24 protein-coding genes are annotated in these 19,179 nt (G+C 64.0%); 3 read left to right on the top strand and 21 right to left on the bottom strand.

Translation table 11 applies throughout. The features are described from left to right. Nucleotides 1–8: 8 nt before the first annotated feature. The 10 genes from J1M43_RS16345 to J1M43_RS16300 form a co-directional block, all read right to left on the bottom strand. Nucleotides 9–827: a Fic family protein gene (locus J1M43_RS16345; RefSeq protein ID WP_206477514.1), complete on the bottom strand. Its 819-nt coding sequence runs from the start codon at nucleotides 825–827 to the stop codon at nucleotides 9–11. Between the two features lies 1 nt (nucleotide 828). Next, nucleotides 829–1,071 (bottom strand): antitoxin VbhA family protein, encoded by a 243-nt coding sequence (locus tag J1M43_RS16340; RefSeq protein WP_005053860.1) that lies wholly within the window; start codon nucleotides 1,069–1,071, stop codon nucleotides 829–831. A gap of 598 nt (nucleotides 1,072–1,669) precedes the next feature. After that, a complete protein-coding gene (locus J1M43_RS16335; RefSeq protein WP_206477513.1) occupies nucleotides 1,670–3,148 on the bottom strand; it encodes a xylulokinase in 1,479 nt (492 codons plus the stop codon). A 28-nt stretch (nucleotides 3,149–3,176) separates the two neighbouring features. Continuing rightward, the gene (locus J1M43_RS16330) at nucleotides 3,177–4,175 is read right to left on the bottom strand and encodes an aldose 1-epimerase family protein (RefSeq protein ID WP_206477512.1); all 999 of its coding nucleotides are present in this window, start codon (nucleotides 4,173–4,175) and stop codon (nucleotides 3,177–3,179) included. Nucleotides 4,176–4,208: 33 nt separating this feature from the next. Beyond that, on the bottom strand, nucleotides 4,209–5,093 hold the full coding sequence (locus J1M43_RS16325; protein ID WP_206477511.1) for a MurR/RpiR family transcriptional regulator: 885 nt from the start codon (nucleotides 5,091–5,093) through the stop codon (nucleotides 4,209–4,211). Further along, entirely contained in the window at nucleotides 5,090–6,181 is a 1,092-nt protein-coding gene (locus J1M43_RS16320) for a glycerol dehydrogenase (RefSeq protein WP_206477510.1), read from the bottom strand. Before J1M43_RS16320 ends, J1M43_RS16325 begins: the two co-directional genes overlap by 4 nt. Beyond that, nucleotides 6,178–7,761, bottom strand: a complete 1,584-nt coding sequence (locus tag J1M43_RS16315; protein WP_206477509.1) for a sugar ABC transporter ATP-binding protein — start codon at nucleotides 7,759–7,761, stop codon at nucleotides 6,178–6,180. The genes J1M43_RS16320 and J1M43_RS16315 overlap by 4 nt, the downstream gene beginning before the upstream one ends. A gap of 46 nt (nucleotides 7,762–7,807) precedes the next feature. Further along, entirely contained in the window at nucleotides 7,808–8,872 is a 1,065-nt protein-coding gene (locus J1M43_RS16310; protein ID WP_206477508.1) for a hypothetical protein, read from the bottom strand. Next, nucleotides 8,869–9,849 carry an ABC transporter permease gene (locus J1M43_RS16305; RefSeq protein WP_206477507.1) on the bottom strand — a complete coding sequence of 327 codons (981 nt, stop codon included), beginning with the start codon at nucleotides 9,847–9,849 and terminating at the stop codon, nucleotides 8,869–8,871. The genes J1M43_RS16310 and J1M43_RS16305 overlap by 4 nt, the downstream gene beginning before the upstream one ends. A gap of 67 nt (nucleotides 9,850–9,916) precedes the next feature. After that, nucleotides 9,917–11,338, bottom strand: coding sequence for a substrate-binding domain-containing protein (locus tag J1M43_RS16300; protein ID WP_206477506.1), 1,422 nt, complete (start codon nucleotides 11,336–11,338; stop codon nucleotides 9,917–9,919). 239 nt (nucleotides 11,339–11,577) lie between these two features. Here J1M43_RS16300 and J1M43_RS16295 point away from each other — a divergent pair, with 239 nt between their 5' ends. Continuing rightward, nucleotides 11,578–13,050: an FAD-binding oxidoreductase gene (locus tag J1M43_RS16295; protein WP_206477505.1), complete on the top strand. Its 1,473-nt coding sequence runs from the start codon at nucleotides 11,578–11,580 to the stop codon at nucleotides 13,048–13,050. Nucleotides 13,051–13,107: 57 nt separating this feature from the next. After that, entirely contained in the window at nucleotides 13,108–13,872 is a 765-nt protein-coding gene (locus J1M43_RS16290; protein WP_206477504.1) for an SDR family NAD(P)-dependent oxidoreductase, read from the top strand. A gap of 144 nt (nucleotides 13,873–14,016) precedes the next feature. Here J1M43_RS16290 and J1M43_RS16285 read toward each other — a convergent pair whose 3' ends face one another. Continuing rightward, nucleotides 14,017–14,379 carry a cupin domain-containing protein gene (locus J1M43_RS16285; RefSeq protein ID WP_206477503.1) on the bottom strand — a complete coding sequence of 121 codons (363 nt, stop codon included), beginning with the start codon at nucleotides 14,377–14,379 and terminating at the stop codon, nucleotides 14,017–14,019. A 148-nt stretch (nucleotides 14,380–14,527) separates the two neighbouring features. On the opposite strand from J1M43_RS16285, the gene J1M43_RS16280 reads away from it, so the two are divergent. Next, the gene (locus J1M43_RS16280) at nucleotides 14,528–14,803 is read left to right on the top strand and encodes a hypothetical protein (RefSeq protein WP_206477502.1); all 276 of its coding nucleotides are present in this window, start codon (nucleotides 14,528–14,530) and stop codon (nucleotides 14,801–14,803) included. On the opposite strand, the gene J1M43_RS16275 is transcribed toward J1M43_RS16280, so the two are convergent. From J1M43_RS16275 to J1M43_RS16230, 10 genes are all read right to left on the bottom strand, one after another. Then, nucleotides 14,804–15,181, bottom strand: coding sequence for a hypothetical protein (locus J1M43_RS16275; protein ID WP_206477501.1), 378 nt, complete (start codon nucleotides 15,179–15,181; stop codon nucleotides 14,804–14,806). It lies immediately after the preceding gene. Nucleotides 15,182–15,197: 16 nt separating this feature from the next. Next, entirely contained in the window at nucleotides 15,198–15,440 is a 243-nt protein-coding gene (locus J1M43_RS16270) for a hypothetical protein (RefSeq protein ID WP_206477500.1), read from the bottom strand. A 1-nt stretch (nucleotide 15,441) separates the two neighbouring features. Beyond that, nucleotides 15,442–15,846: a hypothetical protein gene (locus J1M43_RS16265; RefSeq protein WP_206477499.1), complete on the bottom strand. Its 405-nt coding sequence runs from the start codon at nucleotides 15,844–15,846 to the stop codon at nucleotides 15,442–15,444. Then, the gene (locus J1M43_RS16260) at nucleotides 15,843–16,640 is read right to left on the bottom strand and encodes a ParA family protein (RefSeq protein WP_206477498.1); all 798 of its coding nucleotides are present in this window, start codon (nucleotides 16,638–16,640) and stop codon (nucleotides 15,843–15,845) included. Before J1M43_RS16260 ends, J1M43_RS16265 begins: the two co-directional genes overlap by 4 nt. A 99-nt stretch (nucleotides 16,641–16,739) precedes the next feature. Next, entirely contained in the window at nucleotides 16,740–17,123 is a 384-nt protein-coding gene (locus tag J1M43_RS16255; protein WP_206477497.1) for a single-stranded DNA-binding protein, read from the bottom strand. A gap of 52 nt (nucleotides 17,124–17,175) precedes the next feature. Continuing rightward, complete coding sequence (locus J1M43_RS16250; protein ID WP_206477496.1) at nucleotides 17,176–17,406, bottom strand: hypothetical protein; 231 nt, start codon at nucleotides 17,404–17,406, stop codon at nucleotides 17,176–17,178. 48 nt (nucleotides 17,407–17,454) lie between these two features. Beyond that, a complete protein-coding gene (locus J1M43_RS16245) occupies nucleotides 17,455–17,712 on the bottom strand; it encodes a hypothetical protein (protein ID WP_124093347.1) in 258 nt (85 codons plus the stop codon). Nucleotides 17,713–17,761: 49 nt separating this feature from the next. Next, nucleotides 17,762–18,178: a hypothetical protein gene (locus J1M43_RS16240; RefSeq protein ID WP_068483738.1), complete on the bottom strand. Its 417-nt coding sequence runs from the start codon at nucleotides 18,176–18,178 to the stop codon at nucleotides 17,762–17,764. A gap of 59 nt (nucleotides 18,179–18,237) precedes the next feature. After that, complete coding sequence (locus tag J1M43_RS16235) at nucleotides 18,238–18,486, bottom strand: glutaredoxin domain-containing protein (RefSeq protein WP_206477495.1); 249 nt, start codon at nucleotides 18,484–18,486, stop codon at nucleotides 18,238–18,240. A 377-nt stretch (nucleotides 18,487–18,863) separates the two neighbouring features. Continuing rightward, nucleotides 18,864–19,179 (bottom strand): hypothetical protein (locus J1M43_RS16230; RefSeq protein ID WP_206477494.1); only part of this gene is annotated, 316 nt, incomplete at its 5' end.

The following is a 19,179-nucleotide window of genomic DNA, read 5'->3' as shown; positions in this document are numbered from 1 at the left end:
GGATCTTCCTATCGGTCACGACTGACGTCGGGTCCGCGGTTGGCGCGGTAGCCGGCACTCGGCGGGCGGGCCTGTGTGCCCCGCTGCGGCGTCTGCTTGGTCGCCTCGGCCGCGGGCCGCGGGTAGGAGGCGCTGAGCGCTGAACGCACCTGAGCGGCCCGGTCAGGGCCGGCCTGCGGTGCCGTGCGCTCGACGGTCACCGCGGCGAACACCGGGACGAGAGAGGCGGGCTCGGGAGCGTAGGCGAACATGTCGGGCCGGCTCATGGCCGACCCCCCGTTCCACTGCTCCGGGCTCACGCGGGCAAAGTCAAACCGGTACGGCGACTGCTCGGCCACGTGCGCCATGAACACCTTCGACGTGCGGCCGTTGCCCTCGCGGAAGGGGTGCGCCTGGTTGACGTAGGCGAACACGGTCGAGGCCGTGGCGATGAAGTCGTTACGACCGATCTTGGCCCAGTCGGTCGACGTCACGAGCTGGCGCGCGTCGGACAGATACCGATCGACCTCGCCCGACCCGACCTCACCGAATCCGCGACCCGGACCCTTCGACATTTCGACAGTGCGGTACTCCCCCGCCCACTCGTAGACGTCCTGGAACAGGTGCCCGTGGATCGCGCGTAGGTGCGCCCCGTCGAACGTGCGAGGTATCTCGACCTCGCCGTTACCGAGCTGCACGGCGCGCACGGTGGTGTCGGTGTACTCCATCCGAGACAGCACCCGCGCGTCGTGCTCCTCGTAGAGGTTGCGCAGCGTCCCGATCCCGGTATCCGGGTCGATCGTGTCGGGGTAGAAGTACGACTCCCAGCTATCGAACTGGGATGCCACGTCAGCGGCCGGCGCCGACGACGCCGGCAGCGCGGCGAGCGGCAGCGTGGCCGCGTCGACGGTACTCCGCGAGGTCGATCGCCCCGCGGGTGTAGTCGGTCACGTTCTCGACGTCCTCGCGGGTCGGGGTGAACCCTTCGTGCCATCCGGCGGCGAGGGCCTGGCGCACGCTGTCGCGCTGCGTCGCGTCGAGCTGCGCGAACAGCTCCGGCCACTCCTGCTCGACCGTGAATGCCTCAGCCACGATGGGCTCCCTTCGTCGTCCTACCAGTCTACCGGTTTTCCCGAAAACGGTCTAGAAGAAGTTTCGGCACAACAGGGTTTCGGCACGGCGTTTCGGCACGGCGTGTCGACGTCGCCGCGGTGCAGCTCGCGGCCGTGCCGGAATCGATCGTTTCTGGCGCGATCGAGTCCATAGCTCCCGGCGCTCCGATACTCAGACCTCCTGCGCTTCGCTACGTCGTAGGGAGGATCCGTGCAGGATGCCAGGGCGACCCCCGTCGTACTCTGTTCTCATCCGTCGCAAGGAGAACCATGTCCAAGAACACCGCTGCCGTCGTCGCATTGATCGCGGAGAAAGTCGTCGACGGTAACCGCTCAATGAGCAGACCAACAGAAGATCAGGGCGACCGCGAGGGACGTCGGCAAGTGCCAGGATCTAACGTCAGGGTCGATCAGCCAGGCAGACAGGTATGGCATTGTCTTCGCCCAGATGCACGTGCGGACGCAGGCGGCAAGCGACAGGGGTGTGACAAAGGTACGCGCGCGTACGGCATCCGTTCACTACAAAGCGCGTAGTGTCCGCTCGCACGTCCCTGGCGGTCATGCGGGCCGGCGGCGCGTCACGAGCCCTCACTGTCCACTGCCGTGCGCGCGTCTTCGCGCTGGGCGTCGGCGAGATAGCGTGCGTAGTTCTCGGACAGCACCGCATGTCGTTCGGAGTCGGGCGCGACCCGCCGTCCCGCCGCGACGTTCGCCGCGGCCCGCTCAAAGCCGTCCCAAACGCCGATGGTATGCCCCGCGAGCAGAGCCGCGCCGTAGGCGGCGTCGCCGTGCGGCGGCACGATGCCGTCGCGCCCAAGAACATCAACGAGGCTGGACACGAAGACCTCTGACTTGGCACCGCCGCCGAGCACGACGATCTCCTTCGTGTGTGCGAAGTCGGGTGTGTGGTCTAAAATGTCACGGATCGACATCGCGATCCCTTCGTACATGGCTCGGGTGACGTGGCCTCGTCCCATCCCTGCTCTCAATCCGTGCAGCATCCCCGACATCGCCGAATTGAAATACGGGGTAGCCTCGCCCATGAGGTAAGGGTGAAAGATCAGGCCGTCCGAGCCCGCCGGCACATCGACGGTACACGCGTCCATGAACGCGAAGGTATCGGTCGTCTGGGGGCGGTCGGTGAAGAACATCTCGCGCACCCAGCGAACTGAAGACGCGCAGGACTTTGTGTAAGCGCCCACGAGCACGTGTCCTGGAACCACATCGCGAAAGCCGCCGCGGTTGGGGTCGTACGGGCGAACGAGGTTGAGGTCGGCGGCCGTGCCGAGGCGCACCTTCAAGCGTGGCAAACCGGCTAAGCCCAGCGAAAACCCCTCGGCCCCGGAGTCGCCCCCAGCGCAGACGACGGGAATGCCTGCCGGAAGGCCGATCACCGCGGCCGTCTCGGTGGTCGTGGCCGCGACCTCGTCGCAGGCGACGACGGGCGGAACCATCGTGCGCGGGATGTCGAACTCGTCAAGCAGGTCGTAGGACCAGTCGTTAGCTGCGACGTCATTCATCCCACTCTGGCCGAGGTTGTTCACGTCGGCCAGGCGCTGACCGGTGATCGCCTGCACGATGAACTCTGGAGCGTGCAGCACCGTTGCTAACCGTGCCCAGTTCTCGGGCTCGTTCGCGCGTACCCACAGCAGCTTGCCCAGCGTGAGGCCGTCCGAGAAGGGCGCGCCGATGATTCCCTCGATCCTCTTGCGATCCCCCTTGATAATCTCGCGGGTCTGCGGCGACGACCTGGTATCGTTCCACAGGATGGAGGGCCGCACGGGCGTACCCGCTTCATCCACAAAGGTCGCGCCCTGCATCTGACCGGTCACGCCGATGGCTTTGACCCCGAACGAGTCATCCAGGCCTGCAGAGAGTTCGCTAATCGCCTCGCGGACTCCGTCGATCCACTCCTGTGGATCTTGCTCGCTCGTCCCATTGGGGCGCACAATCGGGAACCATTCACGAGAAACGGTGGCAACCGCATCGCCCGACTCGTCGAGAGCGGTGACCTTGCATCCGCTGGTTCCGATGTCAATTCCGAGCACGTAGGACATCTCAACTCCTCTTGTCAGAGCGACCGGCTCACGCTGTCCGCTCGAATCGGAACGTCAGATCGAACGCCGCGGATTCTCTGGGTCTGAGCATCCGCAGCACCCCGGTCTCTCGCGCGTGCGCACGGCTGGTCACGGTGCGTGTGTTCATCGGTTCCAAACCTAAGACGCAAGCGTCTAGCGTGAGGTGCTTCCACTCGCACAAGTACGGCAGCTGTGTCGTGTCGAAATCGAGGAAGAACGACGCCCCCAGGTCGAGATTGCGCACCCCTACACTCGTCGGACCCTCGCCTTCGAAGTCGTGCAGGAAGACTACTGCCTCGGCATCCGCTGCCGGATCCTCGATCACGCGGCAGGCATCCCTCCGCGCATTGCTCACCTCGTCGCGTGGCTCGACCGCCGATTTGGGGATGACGAGTTCGGCTCCGCTGCCCAGCAGGGGCATGCCGATATTGACGTGGTACAACACCATCAGCACCGCCGGTGTTGTGTGCGACTCGTTGACGATGCGGTCGTGGATGCTGAAGGATATGCCGCCGATCCGGCTCTCGATCCGCCGCCGCAGCAGCAGCCTCGTCGATCCGAACTCGAACTGTCTGATGGTTCCCTCGACTGCAAGCACACCGTCATCATCCGTGATGACGTTCACCGACGCCGGCACCTTGCTGATACTGCCGTGCTGCGGGTAGGCGGTGTCCTCGTCGATGCTGGGTGCCCCGTAGCTATCCAGCCCGCACGTGACCAGCAGGCCGCCACCGAAGGTCCGCAGCCACCCACCGGCGCCGGTGGCGTGCCGCTCGGGAGCCGGAACGCCACCGGGCTCGAGGAACGCCATCGGCATGCCGTCGAGCGTGACCGCGCCGACGTCGAGCGCTCGATCCGGGTGGATGTCGATCTCGAGCCCACCGCCGGTGATCATCCGCAGCCGTCGTGTACCGTGCGCCGCTCCGTCCGCTTCGTTGAAGCGGTCGATCCGCGCGGCTGATCGACGGGCCAACGTGGTCGCGGGATCGGTGTCGGTGAACCTCATGATGGTTTTCTCCAGGTCAGCGGTACGGACTGTTTAGACGTGCCGTGCGATCTCGGACAGCGCCTGTTTCATAGCCGTGACACGTTTAGCATGCGATGACGGCCTGCGAAGGGCGACGAGACTGGTGAGGATGTCGATGACGACGAGCCCGGCGATACGGCTCACCGTCGGCGTATACATCTCGGTGTCTTCGAACGCACTGGTATGCAGAGTGACATCTGCGATCTGGGCCAGCGGTCCGTCGTCGCCTACGATCGCGATGACTCGCCCCCCCGCCGACTTCGCGGCTTTGGCTACGTCGACAACGGTTCGCGTGCGGGCGCTGTTGGAGATCGTCACCACCACGGTTTCTTCGACTGACATGGACGCGGCCATGTACTGTTCGTGGAAGTCGAGCGGGGCCGAGCAGGGCACTCCGAGCACGGGAAACTTCTGTTGCGCATCGAGCGCGACGATGCCGCTTGTGCCCGCGCCGATGAACACGATCTCGCGAGCCTGCGTCAACATATCGGCGGCCTCTTCGAGTGCTTCGGTCGAGATGCGCCGCCGAACTCGGTCGAGCGTGCTGATCGTGCGATCCACGGTCTTCGACACGACAGCCTCGATGCCGTCATCGCGCGCTACTGCCGCCACGGCTCCGGGGTCGCCGAGCGCGAGCGAGCGCACGAGCTCGATCTTGAAAGCGCGAAAGCCGCTAAGCCCGATCGCCGTACAAAACCGTACGACGGTCGGTTCGCTTACCCCGGCAGCGTCGGCGAGGCCTGCGAGGTTCATCATCGAGGTATCGACCGGGTTCGCTAGCACCCAATCGCCCACACACTGCTCCGACGCGCGCATATTCTCGCGGCGCTCGCTGATCTTTTCCAGAAGAGACCGTGGTCGGGGGTCTGCTTCGACACTGTGGTCAAGAGTCGTCATGAGAACCTCATTTCAGAGGCGCGCCGATCGGCCTCGATCACTGCATGCAACACGGCATCTTCGTCAATCGATATTGGCATGTTGTGAAGCGTCTCCCCCGGTGCCACGGCGGCAAACGCAAGGGAGCGCAACGTCGCTTCGTTCGGTGGCAGCCCGAGATCGGCGAGGGTCGTCGGCAACCCAACAGAGCGGAGATAGTCGAACGCAGCGGCGAACTCGTCCGACTCTTCCAAAACGAGCTGCACGAGAATACCGAAAGCGACCTTCTCACCGTGCAGTAAGCCGTGCGTCTGTTCCAATTCGGTGAGTGCGTTGTGGATCGAGTGTGCCACGGCGAGCCCGCCGCTTTCGAAGCCGATGCCACTGAGCAACACGTTCGCCTCGATCACGTCTTCGAGCGCATCGTTGACGGTGTTGGTGTCAGAGGCGCTGATCGCTTCGAGCGATCTCCGGCGCAGCACACCGACGCAGGCCTCGGCAATTGCCAACGCGGCGGTTGTCGGAGTGCCGCCGGGCATGTTCGTCGCGCCCGAGCGCTGAACGGCGCGAGCTTCGAAATAGGTGGCGAAAGCATCGCCGAAGCCAGAGATGAGAAAGCGCGTGGGGGCTTGCGCGATGACCTGGGAATCAACGAGCACGAGGTCGGGGTTGCGTCGCAACAGGTCTCCCGACTCGAACGCCCCTTCCTCGGTATAGAAGACGGCCAGTGCCGAGCAGGGGGCATCGGTTGAAGCCACTGTCGGTACCGTCACGCACGGTAGATTGAGCACCTCAGCGACAGCCTTGGCCGCGTCGCACGCCTTGCCCCCGCCAAGACCGACGATGACGTCGCTACCCTCAGCCTCGGCAGCAGCGCGCAGCCGGTTGGCCTCGGCACGCGTCAGCTCGCCGCCGAACTCGGCGACGGCCAACTGATGGCCGGAGCGCTCCACCGACGCGGTGATTGTGTCAGCCACCCGGTCGAAGTCGGGCGCGAGAGCGACGACCAGTGGTTTCGTCCCGAGGCGCGCGACGTGCTCGCCGAAGCGGTCGAGCTCGCCAGGCCCTTGGACGTAGCGCTGCGGGGCGATGAAGATTCGCGACGTCATCGTTCCTCCATCCTCACGGGAGCATCAAGATCTAGCGCCACCGCCGTGGAGGCCGAGCGCCCTGAGTGAACCACTTCGAGGAGTCCTTGCTCGGTGAACGCGGCATCCCCCCGCACAATCTCGTCGACCATTTTCCCGTGGGCGAACACGAGGATGCGATCGGCGAGCGTGAGCAGCTCCCGGATCTCCGGCGAATAGACGACTATGCCTTTGCCGCGCTCTCTCTCTTCGAGCAGCAGGTCATAAATCTCGCGCTTGGCGCGCACATCAACACCGCGCGTGGGCTCGTCGACGAGCAGAACATCCACGTCGCGTTGCAGCCACTTGGCCACGACAACCTTCTGCTGGTTGCCGCCGGAGAGAAACTGCGCCTTCTGATAGGGACCGGTGGTCTTGATGCTCAGCCGATTGATCGACTCCCGCGCGGCAGCATCGATGTCGCGACCCGAAGCGGTCCCGAGCCACCGGGCGAAGCGTCGCAACGTTGCGAGGACGACATTGTCGGCGATGGACAACCCCAGGGCCAGGCCCTCGGCCTGCCGGTCGTTGGTTACCATTCCGATTCCATGCATGATCGCCTCGCGCGGGTTGCGGGGGTGGATTTCCACGTCAGCACGCATGATCTCGCCGCTTGTCGGCCGGTAGGCACCGAAGAGCGTGAACAGCAGTTCGGTAATCCCCGCGCCCTTGAGCCCAGCCAGTCCGACAACCTCGCCCGCGCAAACCTCGAACGACACGTCATCGTAGACCTCGTCGAGAGACAGCCATCGCGTGCTCAGTAACGGCGTGCGCGTCGTCGGGTCGGACAGGGTAGGGTCAGTGTCCTTCGCGAGGTCGTCCTGCATCTCGCCAGTGGCGCCGAGCATGATCCTGATGATTGTCGCCTCGTTGAGGCCGTCGCCGGTGCTGAGCACGCCGCCGATCTGGCCGTCACGGACCACGACGACACGATTCGAGATCTCCACGACCTCGCGCATGTCATGCCCGATGAAGATGACCCCGACACCGCTGCCGGCGATCTGCCGGATGACGGTGAAAAGATGCTCGACCTCTTTCGCGTTGAGGGTCGCGGTGACCTCGTCGAGAATGAGAATACGGGGCCGCGCGAGCATCGCGCGCGCAATGGCGACAACACCCCGCTCGATGAGCGGGAGGTTACGCACCAGCGCCTCCGGATCGACTTGATATCCGAGGGACTCCAGGACCGCACGGCTCTCGTCGATCATCGCGCCCCGCCGAAGCGTTCTCGCAGGCGTGAGTAGCTCGCGGTTGAGGAAAATGTTCTCATGCACGGTCAGTTGATCCACGAGCGTGGGCTCTTGGTGGACCATGCCGATGCCGTGCCGCTCCGCGTCACGCGGTGTGCGTAGCTGCACTCTCTCGCCGTCGATTTGGACGACACCGCTATTCGGGGGGTGGATACCAGCGATCACCGACGACAGCGTTGACTTTCCGGCGCCGTTCGTGCCCACTAGGGACACGATCTCGCCGCGAGTGATTTCGAAACTCACATCGGTCAGGACAGCGTTGCCGAAGAACGACTTGTTGATGCCGTCCAGCCGGAGCAGTGGAACTGTCATCGCAGGTCCCTTCGCAGCATTGCGGTCAGGCGAATCGTATCCATCGTCAAACCTCGATCTTCTTCATGTGGCGCAGTCGCTGACTGTCGGCGCGCTTGCTGACGGCGGTGAAAACGAGCACCACGAAGCCGGTCACAGCCATTTGGGCGTAGTAATTAAACCCGAACGAGCTGAGGATCTGAAGCAAAAGGGTGAACGCGATCGTCGCCAGCACTACACCCGAGACCCGACCCTCGCCTCCGCGCACGCCCACACCCCCGAGAATCGCGATGACGATGCTCTGGAGGGCGAAGTTCGCATTCTGACCCACGTCCACCCCCTGCATGCGCGACATGTTGAGGATCGCGGCGATGGCGACGATAGCACCGGCTATCGCATAGGCGAAGACACACCACAGCCTGGTGTCCACGCCGGACAGCGCGGCTGCCCGGGTGTTCCCTCCGGTTGCGTACAGGCGTGGCCCGAGCTTGGTCCAGTTTATGAAGAACGAGAGCACTAGGGCCACCATCAGGAAGCAGATGAAGCTCCACGGCACGAGGTTGGCGATGAACGTGTTGCCGACGAATTGCGACTCTTCGACGGTTTGGAACGAAATCGGGGTGCCCTGCGAGATCACGTAGCCCGTGCCGATCAAGATGAAGCTCATGCCGATGGTGACCACGAACGAGGGCACGTTCAGGTATGCGATGATCACTCCCATCACGACACCGATTCCGACTGAGAGCATCACGGTGAGCCCGATGATCATCCACCATCCGCCGGTCACCCCCCCTGTCAGGCCGACGAGTAGCCCGCGCCCCGTTAGCGCATAGGTTATTTGGTCGGCCGAGTGCACTGCGAGTAGGGGCGCGGCGACGAGGGTGGCGCCGAGAGCGAGATCGATCTCGCGCACGATGAGCGCGAGCGCCTGCGCAAGGGCGAGCAATCCTGTCACCACGCACGCCATGAGGACGACTCGGACGTTCGCTGGCTGCAGGAACCCCCTGACCGACAACTGGCCGACGATCAGCAGCACAACGATGACCCCCACGAGCATGAGGTCGAGCGCAAGCCACCCGGGGATCGATCGGCGGGAGCGGAGGACCCGTTCGGGCCCCGCAACGGTGGTCATGACGCATCCTCCTTCATCGCACGGCGATTAAGTATGCCGAACAAGAACACGACGGCGATCACGAGCACGCCCTGCATGGCGAGACTGAAGTAGCTACCCAGGCGGAACAGCGCCAACATGTTGATGAACACACCGAGCGTCAGGGTACCGACCAGCACCGCACCGATCGATCCCCGCCCGCCGAAAAGGGACACACCACTTAGTACGGCGATCGCGATTGCGGTGAGCTCTTGGCCCGTGCCGATATCGATGGCCGCGCTGCCGATCTGCGTGCTGAGCAGATAGCCCGACAGGGCTGCGCAAAAGCCCGAGATGATGAACGCGATGATGCGGATGCGGTCGACGCGTACACCGCTCGCCCAGGCTGCGCGACGGTTGGTTCCGACGGCGTACATCCGGCGTCCGAACACTGTTCGCGCCGTGACCCACCACAGCACCGCGGTGATCGCCACGAAGATCAGGAACGAGACTGGGACGCCGAATAGATTCGCTCGAGCCGGTGCTGAGTATATGGGGTAGTGGTTCTCGAAGAACTTCGTCTGTGCGTTGACGATGGCCGCTAGCCCGCCGAACAGGCTGAGAGTTCCGATGGTAACGATAAGCGAGGGCACTCGCAGCTTCGTTACGACGAACCCGTTGAACAGGCCGCAGAGCACGCCGACCGATAGGGCGACCACGATTGCCAGCGGCTGGCTGATGTCGACAAACCGCGCTGAGGTCATAACCGCCAGCGAGGCGATCGCGCCGACCGACACATCGATCTCGCCGGTCAGCAAGACCATCGAAAGGCCGACAGCCATGAGTCCCGCCGGAGCGTACAGCCGCGCGATGTTGGCCAGGTTCGTCGACGCGAAGAAGTTGGGGATGAATATCGCCGCGATGACGACGAATATCGCAAGAATCGCGAGGGAGAGAAGCAGCGTACTCGCCGCCGGCGATACCCGCGTCTTGGCGGTCGGCATAGTCAGGAACTCCATTCTCGGCGGGGACGGCCGGCGTATTGACCGACCGACCCCGACTCACAGTGAAACGGGGAGGCCCAACTCATCCGAAGGTATACTCAAACCACGCTTCGGGCGTCAGGGTCTGTAGCCCGAAGATCTTCACTCCGTCCTTGGTCACCATGGGGATGTTCGGCGTTGCGACATCCCGAGGAACCTCGTTGCCAGCCAGAACGTTGAGAGCCACACGCATCTGCACATCGCCGATCAGCGGAGTGTAGGGGGTGTTGACCGATACCTGTCCGTTGTCGAGCAGCGTGAAGATCTCCTTCGCGTCGTCGGTCGACATAATGATCAGGGGCTCGCCGTTGGCACGCGTCATACGTCCGGCTTGCTCTGCGGCCTGAGCGGCGACGGCGGCCTTGTTTGAGTCTGCACCGAAGATTGCGTCGATGTTGTCGTAGGTCGCGAAAGCGTTCTGGGCTGCTTCGGCCGATGCCTGCCGGTTGTCATCGATGTTCTCGTACTTGAGGATCTCGATGCCGGGGAAGTAGCTCAGCACCTTTAGAAAGAAGCCACCGCGGGTGTTGTCCGCGGTGCTTCCGGCGGGCTTGCCGAGCACTACGACGTTACCGTCAACGGCTTCGCCGCCACCTTCTTGAGCGAGCTTCCAGACGAGGTACATCGCGTTCTGTGCGCCGTTGGCCGGGAAGTTACCGGTGACTCGCGATGTGACATCTTTGTAGCCGCTCGTGCGGTCGGCGGTGATCACCGGGATGCCGGCCTCTTCAGCACGCTGTACAGGCGCGGCCGACGAAGACTCGACCATCGGCCAGGTCACGATCGCGTCGACCTGCTGGGCGATCAACGCATCCATCTCGGTCGAATACTTGGCCATATCGAAGTTGTAATCTCGCACGTCCAGCGTTACGTTTTCGTGCCTCGCGGCTTCGTAGCCGACGCTGTCTTGGTAGTTTGCGATCCACGCGTCCGACAGCCCACCAGAGAGCAGACCGATCGTGTAGGTCTCGTCCGGGTCGCCGATGGGTCCTTCCGGAAGAGGGATGTACTCGTCCGAGAACGGCAGCTTCAGCGCCTGGTTTGTGAACGGGCCAGTGATCTGCGTGCCCATTCCTGACTGCCACTCGAACCCGTCGACCATCTCGGCGCGCGGATACGCCTCCGCGCCGTTGGCGAAGCCGCGCGAGTTGTACAGGTCGTAGATCTCCTGGTTAGCGTCCGATAGGGGGAGGTTCACAAAGAAGTCGATCACTTGCGCATCGGAAAGATCCATATCATCGAGAGATTCGAAGAACGCGAGCGCTTCGAGGTCCGACTTGCCCTGAACCTCCTCGAGGAGGGCGGCGATGGCCGGATCCGAACTCGTGGTAGTCGGCTGCCCCGCGCCCTCGGGCGCCGGCCCTTCTTGACGGTCCGCTGGCGAGCTGCAGCCGGCAATGCCGACCATCAGTGCTGCGATACCTAGACCCGCGACAAGGTGGCGAGGACGTGCGGCTAGTTTCATGTGTTTGCACCCTTCATTGGATACTGTGACGTCCCCCCGTCGAGTCGGGCGAACAAAAGTGGACTGTGACGACCGTGGAGGCCCACGACGGTTGAAAGAAACCTACACAAATCCGTAGACCTCCGCAAGACAGTCCCCTGAAAATCAGGGAGAACCTTGCAAATTGGCGTCCTAACACTCTATCTTGGTGAAAGATTACTACAAGAGCCCGATTCCTCGGGCGGGACAGAGGAGGCCGCGTGCCATCTATCGAAGCATTGGCAAGTCACACCATTGGCGACTTGAAAGGCATCGTTGGCGATGCCGAGGTACTGACCGACCGGGACGCACTGTTGCGCCCGGAGGGCGTGCTCGTGCGACAGTTTGAGAAGGCCTTCGGCTACGAACCCGAATTCCTTCCGCTGTGCATCGTTCGTGTCTACAGCACCGGTCAGGTTGCGGAGGTTATGAAGTACTGCGACGACCATGATCTGAGCGTGATGCTGCAGTCGGGTGCCTCGAGCAGCGAGGACCAGCTGCTCGTCATCAACGACAAGACCGTTGTCGTTGACATGCGCGGCATGGACAAGCTGATCTCGCTCGACGAGGAGAACATGCAAGTCACCACGCAAGGTGGCATGGGCCTGCAAGAACTGGAGCGCATCCTGAACGAGAAGGGCTTGACGACAGGGCACTGGCCTCAGTCCCAGCCCCTGGCGTGTATGGGTGGGCTCGTGTCCACGCGCAGCATCGGTCAGTTGAGCACCTACTACGGTGGTATCGAGGACATGCTCACAGGCATGGAGGCCGTCCTGCCCAATGGTGAGATTGTACGGATGCGTTCGGTTCCACGCGCCGCCGCTGGTCCAGACCTGCGCCACACCATCATGGGTAGCGAAGGTGCCTGGGCGGCGATCACCGAGGTGACCGTTAAGATCTTCGTCGATTACTCCAAGGAACAGTGGCGGGGCGCCTTCGTCATGCCGAGCTTCGAGAGGGGCCTCGAGGCGATCCGTGACATTATCACCTCGGGGTACCGCCCCGCTGTCGTGCGCTTGTATGACAAGGCCGACATGGATGCGCACTACGGCTCAGTCGAGTTGGGCGAAGACGAGGCCTGCATGTTCTTCGTCGCCGAAGCCCCACCGGAGATCGCGCAGGCGATCGGCGCGAAGATAGATCGCGTCGCGGACGGGTTCGGTGGCCGCGCGATCGGCACCGCTGTCGTTGACAACTGGATGGACACGCGCAACGCCGTCAACGCGGTGCTCGGCACCGAGCCCAACCGCGACAAGTACCGCGAGAGCCGACGGTTCAACACCACGATCGAGATTTCGGCGAGCTGGAGCGATATCAGGAAGATATACCGCGATGTACTCGACGCCGTGCCCCAACACATTGATAACCTCACCATGATTGGTGGGCACGTCTCGCACAGCTACCAGAACGGCACGAACATCTACTTCGTCTACCAGCTGGCCATCGAAGATGGTGATCCCTTGAAGATGTGGGAGTCCGACCGCGCGGTCAAGGACGTCGTCGCCACTCAGGTGCTCAAGCAGCCCAGCGGTGGAATGGTGCACCACCACGGCGTGGGCAAGATGCGCGTGGCGCGGATCGCCGATGAGCTGGGTTCGGCGTTCCCGATCCTTGTGGGGCTGAAGAAACTCTTCGACCCGAAGAACACCATGAACCCGGGCACGCTCATTCCCGAGGACGCGCTGGAAGCCTGAATAGGTGGGCGGTGGCTCGAAGGCCACCGCCCACCTATCTCTCTATAGGAGGAACGTATGGACCGCTCGTATCCGATCGGCGGGCTGGACGGAAAGATCGCCGCCGTCACTGGTGGTGCCCAGGGCATCGGCAGCGCGATCTGCCGGGCGCTACACGATTCCGGTGCCGTTCCGATCGTTATCGACCGCGATCCCGAGAACACGCGGAGTGAGGCACAGCGGTGGGGCGGCCACTGGATTCAGGCTGACGTCACTGACTCTGGACAAGTCGACGCGGCCGTCGAACGCATCATTACCGATCACGGGCGGCTTGACATTTGGGTCAATAACGCCGGCATTGTCATCGAAGTGCCTGCCTTGGACATGTCCGACCTCGACTTCATGCGTGTCTACGAGGTGAACGTGTTCGGCACCTACTTCAGCGCACGTGCGGCTGGCCGGCAGATGCTTAAGCAGGGCTCCGGCTCGATCGTGAACATCGCTTCCATCTCGGCGCACATCGCCAACACGCCTCACCCGGGCGCGGCGTACAATTCGTCTAAGGCCGCGATCCTTGGTCTCACCAGGTCGCTGGCCAGCGAATGGGCATCCGGGGGCGTGCGTGTCAACTCGGTCTCGCCGAGCTATACGCGCACTGAGATGTTCGAGAAGACCACCGCCGGGCGCGAAGCGATCACCGACGTGTGGTTCCGGATGACGCCAATGGCGCGGGCAGCCGAAACGGAGGAGGTCGCCGCGGTCGTAGCATTCCTCGCATCAGATGCCGCGAGCTTCGTTACCGGCGCTGATTACCTTGTGGACGGCGGCTATACCGCCTGGTAGGGCCGACTCGCCACCCGATCGCGCGGTTTGCTGAGCCCGCCGAGAACCTCTGCCGAAAGCCGGTTCCGAACGACGTTTGTGGTGGTGCAGCGTCGCGTTTCATTCGCTAAGCGCCGTAAACGATCGTTTTCGGGAGCGATAGCGTCAGAACTCTTGAAGCTCGGTCGTCATGTCGCCCCCAGCATCCCCCGTGTTGACCGTCCCCTTGGGCTCGAACAGAAGCGCATGCACTTCCTCCGTGGCCTTCGGGCAGTGCTCGACGCCCTTCGGCACGACAAAGACGTCGTTGGGCTGGAGAACGACATCCCGATCGCGGAGCTGGATCGTGAGTTCCCCCGCCACGACCATGAAGAGTTCATCGGTGTCGGGGTGGGTGTGCCACACAAACTCCCCCTGAAGCTTCACCACTTTGACGTCGTAATCGTTGACACTCGCCAGCCGGTGGGGCTGCCACTGCTCGGAAATTGCGGAAAGGGCGGTCTGGATATTGCGCACGTCGTTGGTCATAGCCCGAACCTTATCGTCGTGCGATTTCCTGCCCGTTTCGCGTTGGCCAGAATCGAACACATGTTCGAATAGCGGTAGTCTCGTCCTGGCCGGAGAGGAGTCGGCCATCGGGAGCAACAAGCGCTATGCCGAGCACTACGACCGTCTGATGGGTGAACGCATATTGGAACAGGCGGTGGTGAGCGCTGGCCCGTTGCAGTCGCTCACTCCGGAGGAGCTGCGCCTGGACTCCGAGCCCGTGACGGTCGACCCTCGCCCTAAGCCGGTGCGTGCCTGGGTGCGGTTCGGGTTGAAACCTGCGCTCGTCGACGCGGTAGCGGCGCGCTGGACAGCGGATGCCGTCGGGGTGGTGTTCTCGATCCGCGGCACCGAGTACCGCGCCTGGGTCTGGGCGTCCGCGGTGACTCCGGTACGGCGGCCGTAGCTACGCCGGCTCTGCCGGCGGCACGGCCAGGTCATCCGGGAGAGTCGTCGCGATCGCGCCTGTACGTAGATCGCCGTAGTAGGCCACCGCGTGCTCGGCTTCGGGGCTTGTGCCGTAGACGGGCGTCACGGCCACGAGGAAATCGATCGGCGCTGGGTCGACGTTCGGAACCTCATTGACGAGGCAATCGCGGTAGACGTGCCCCCGGTAGTAGTTATCCCGGCCGTCGTTGTCCTTGCGCCACAACTTGTCAGAGTCTTTCGGCAGCAGTAGGGCGTTGGCGAGCGACAAGGTGATGCCGAATTCAACGCCGGGGTGCGCGGCCTGTGCGGTGTCGAGCACCTGGTCGACGAGCTGGTGAAGCGTGGGTGTGGTCATGCGTTCTCCTGTGGGTCTATCGGGTGGCGCGGACTTCGCAGTCGGATTCGTCGGTGCCGATAAACACGTCCTCGACCGACACGTCCCAGCTCTGGTAGCGACCTGAGTCGCGCAGCTCGTCCTCTAGGTTCTCGAGAAACCAGGTCGTGGCCGACCCGACGTGCGGCAGGAACGGGCCGTAGTAGCGCGTCGCCTCGACGCCATCGGTGGCGACGGTCGACGCCTTGACGATCACGGCTGTTGCAGTGCGAGAAACCATGTCACTCCCCCATCGGTCGGCCGACGGTGAGCACGCCCGGGCCGACTGGCTCGAACGGCTTCCCGCCGTTGTACTGGGCTTCCAAACGCTCGACCTTCTCCATGATCGCCTCATTGGCGAACTTCGACAGGTTCGTCATGCCGACGTTGCGCATGTAGGCGACGATCGCGCCGCGCATGCGGGCGGAGTCGTCGGGGTGCTGGTAGATCGTGATCTTGGGGGGCTTGCCGGGCTTCTCGCCCTTCTCAGCGGCGCTCAGCGGCTCTGTGGCGCTCTGTGCGGCCGGGGCGGGCGTAGTGGAGGCGGGAGCCGCTGCGGGAGCCTCCTGGGCCGCTTCCGGGGCCGTGGGGTGATCGAACGGGCTCGCGCTCGACAGGCTCGACTTGCGGGGGGCGGGACGGTTCATGACGGATCTCCTTCGATAGCGGCCAGGTGCTCGGCGTAGATCGCTCCGAGCGCGGTTGCCTCGGCACTCCCCCACTCGTCGAGGCCGCGTGCGGCCTCGGTGGCGTCTGCGATCACGACGCGCTTGGGGATGGGTCGACCGATCAGGCGCAGCCCGCGGCCCTCGGCGGCCGCGCGGAGCTCGTCGAGCCAGGCGGCCCCGCCGACGGTGCGCTCCTCGTGCTGGTTGACGATGATTCCGGCGACGCTCAGTCCGGGGTTGTAGTACCTCTGGACGTTCCCGATCGTGTCGAGGAGCTGCCCGAGCCCGTCAAGGCTCCACTTCTTCGTGTGGGTGACGATCACAGCCCCGTCGGCCGCGGTGAGGGCGTTGATCGTGAGCTGGTCGAGGGACGGCGCAGAGTCGATCAGAATCAGGTCGTAGTCGTCGATCACCTGGGCCAGCGCTTCGCGCAGCCGAACCTCTCGGCCGGCGCCGGCTATGACCAGTTCATCCCGGACGTTCCCGAGCGAGGCCCCGGACGTCGGCACGACGTCGAGGCCGGGCCACAGTCCGGGCACGATGACGTCGCGCATGGTGTCGTCGGCGCGGGCGCTCAGGACGTCGGCCAGGCCCGCCTGCTCGGCGTCGACCTCCTCGGCGGTGATGTTGCTCGTGAGGTTGCCCTGTGGGTCGTTGTCGACGGCCAGCACGCGGCGACCGGCAAGCACCGCGGCGCGCGCGAGCTGGAATAGCGTCGTGCTCTTGCCGACGCCGCCCTTCTGGTTGCAGAGGGCGAGAATTCGAGCGGTCATAAGAAAATACCTCCGTTGACGGGAACAACTCTAATACAGCTATTGCCGGTGTTGATGGAACGAGAGAGGGGGGCGCAGCGCGCCCCCCTCGATCAACGATCAGAACGGGGTGTCGTCGCCCTGGTCGGCTGCGGGCTTGCTGACGACGCGGACGCTCTGCCCGCGCAGGCTCACCGCGACCTCATCGGCTCGGACCTCGTGCTGCAAGCGGGTGCCCTGCTCCCCCTTGTATTCAGTGACGCGGTAGCGACCCGAGAACGTCACTCGGACATTGCCCGACTCCTCCGCGACCTCGACGAGGTTCACGGCCTGGTTGCCGCTCACGGCGACGTCGTAGGCCACGGTGGGGCCGTCGGTGTAGCTGTTGTCATCCTGGCGGATGCGGTCGCTGACGAGCACGCGGGCGTAGGTGTACGGGCCGTTATCCCCCTCGCGGAGGGTGGGCGTTGCGGCCAGGTTGCCGGTGCGCGTGATGTAGCTCATGATCTGTTCCTTTCGATTGCTGATTGGGTTCTTATCGGGGGTGGACAGCCGTCTATCCGGTGGCCTCTTCGAGCGAGCTTGTCGCCTCCTCGACGGCGTCGCGGGCCTGGTCGAGCGCGTCGGCCGCCTGCTCGGCCGCCTGTCCACGCTCGCTGCCTTGCAGGCTCTCAGGCATGTTGTCGAATGCCTCGCGCTCCTCGTCGCACAGCTCGTCAATCTGCTCACGGAGCGTGTCGAGCTGTTCGCGAATCTCGTTGATGCGTCTGCGGCGGTCACTGTTCATAGCCCATTCCTTCGGTCGGTCGTGCTGGTGTTGCCGCTAATAGTGTTATTATGCCGGATCGAATGTCTCGCGCTCAACCTCCAATCTGCGGCCGTCCATCTGCGACGGATACAGCACCAGCTCGATAGGGCTCGTGGGGTTGGGGTTCTGCAAGCGGACGCCCTGCACGGGGGAACCGGCGGTGATCGTCCCCAGCTCGGACACGACGCGGCGGGGCGGGTTGTAGGGGCGGCCGTCCCAGCTCTTGATCCGGTCACCGAATCGCAGATCGGCAAGCCGGGTAACGGTGATGGTCTGAGTGGTCATGCGGTCCTCCTTGGTAATAACTCTATTGTAGTAAATGACTCTATTAGCGTCAAGCCTTCTCGGCTTCTCCGCGCAGCAGCTCGGCCACCTTCTGGGCCAGCAGCCAACGGCGATCGGCGGCCGCGCGATCCTCGGCGGTGTAGTCGCCGTAGCTCGCCTGGTGCTCGAAGTCCTCGCGGCCTCGACGGGCCATGTCCAGCAGTTCGTCGATTCCCGCGCACAGCTCGGCGTCGACCGGCACGACGCGCCCGCCGCCGTCGACGACTAGGCTCAGCGGCTCGGCCATCCCTGCGACGTGCATCGCGTAGCCGTCGCCCTCGCGCTCGACGTAGGCCGTCAGCACGGTTGCCGACTCGTCGTTGTCGAAGTCGACCCGGCCGTAGCTGTCGGGGTCGTCCCCGAGCGGCCAGAGCTGCGGCTCTAGGCGGGTGCCTCGGTCATATGGGGTCAGGTTGCGAGCGTTCATGGTTCCTCCTCGGTCGGTATTACCAGTATAGCCGGTAATAGAGTTATTTACTACTGATGTCAGGCGGCAAAGTGAGCGGCTACCCGCTCGATGTGGTCGGGTCGGAGGTCGCACCAATGATCGTCATCGTCGACGACGACAACGGGGGCCACGGTGTAGCCCAGCTCCTCGGTGACGTACTCGCGCGCTTCGGGGTTCTCGGTGATGTTGACCTCGATGTAGGGGACGCCCTTGCTGTCGAGCATCATCTTCGTCATGCGGCACTTCCCACACTGCGGCCCGGTCGTGTAGACGGTTAGCGCTTCCATTTGGTAATCCTCCCACCCCTCGTTTTTTTGCCGTGAAGGCGAATTCATTCGCCGCTAGGGAGGACGGCCGGAGTGCTAGTGACCGCGGAATACCGGACTGAGCGCAGCGAGGGAGGATATGCCGCGAAAGCACTAGCGCGCAGGTTGGCCGACCGTACGCTGCCGAAGGCTTCACGGCAAAAGAACGGGCCGACAGGCCCCTGCAGTCGGCCGGCTCCGTCCGGCCGTCCGTTAGCCGGCGCCGGCTCCGTCCGGCGTCGGCCGCTGTAGAGGCTCCCCGCCGCGCGGTCTGGGGGGCGACATGGCGGCGGGGAGCGGGTGCCGGGGCTGCCGACGCCACCAACCCTATTGCGGGGCCGCTCGGAACGGTATTGGAGTTATTGCCGGTGTTCGGGGTAGAGCTGCGCGATTCGGGCGGCGACGTTGCACACGTCGTCGGGGGTTACCTCGTCGAGGAGGATCGTTCGCGTTCCGCCGTCGAGGTCGATCCACCACACCGGGCGTACGGTGTCGGCGTCGATTCCGGCGCGGTGGGCTGCGAGGTCTGATGACGGGTCGACGGGGCCGAAGTAGAGCTGTGGAGCCCAGCTATCCGCGCCCATGTCGGTGTAGAGCGTCGTGGGGAAGGGGAGGAGCTGCGCGAGGTCGTCGAGGAGGTCGGCGACGTCGGATTCTGTGAGGGTGTCCATGCTG

This window comes from Microbacterium sp. KRD172, assembly GCF_017168295.1.
GTDB classification, from domain to species: domain Bacteria; phylum Actinomycetota; class Actinomycetes; order Actinomycetales; family Microbacteriaceae; genus Microbacterium; species Microbacterium profundi.
Note: the sequence above shows the minus strand (reverse complement) of the source record. Positions and strands in the feature narration are given on the sequence as shown.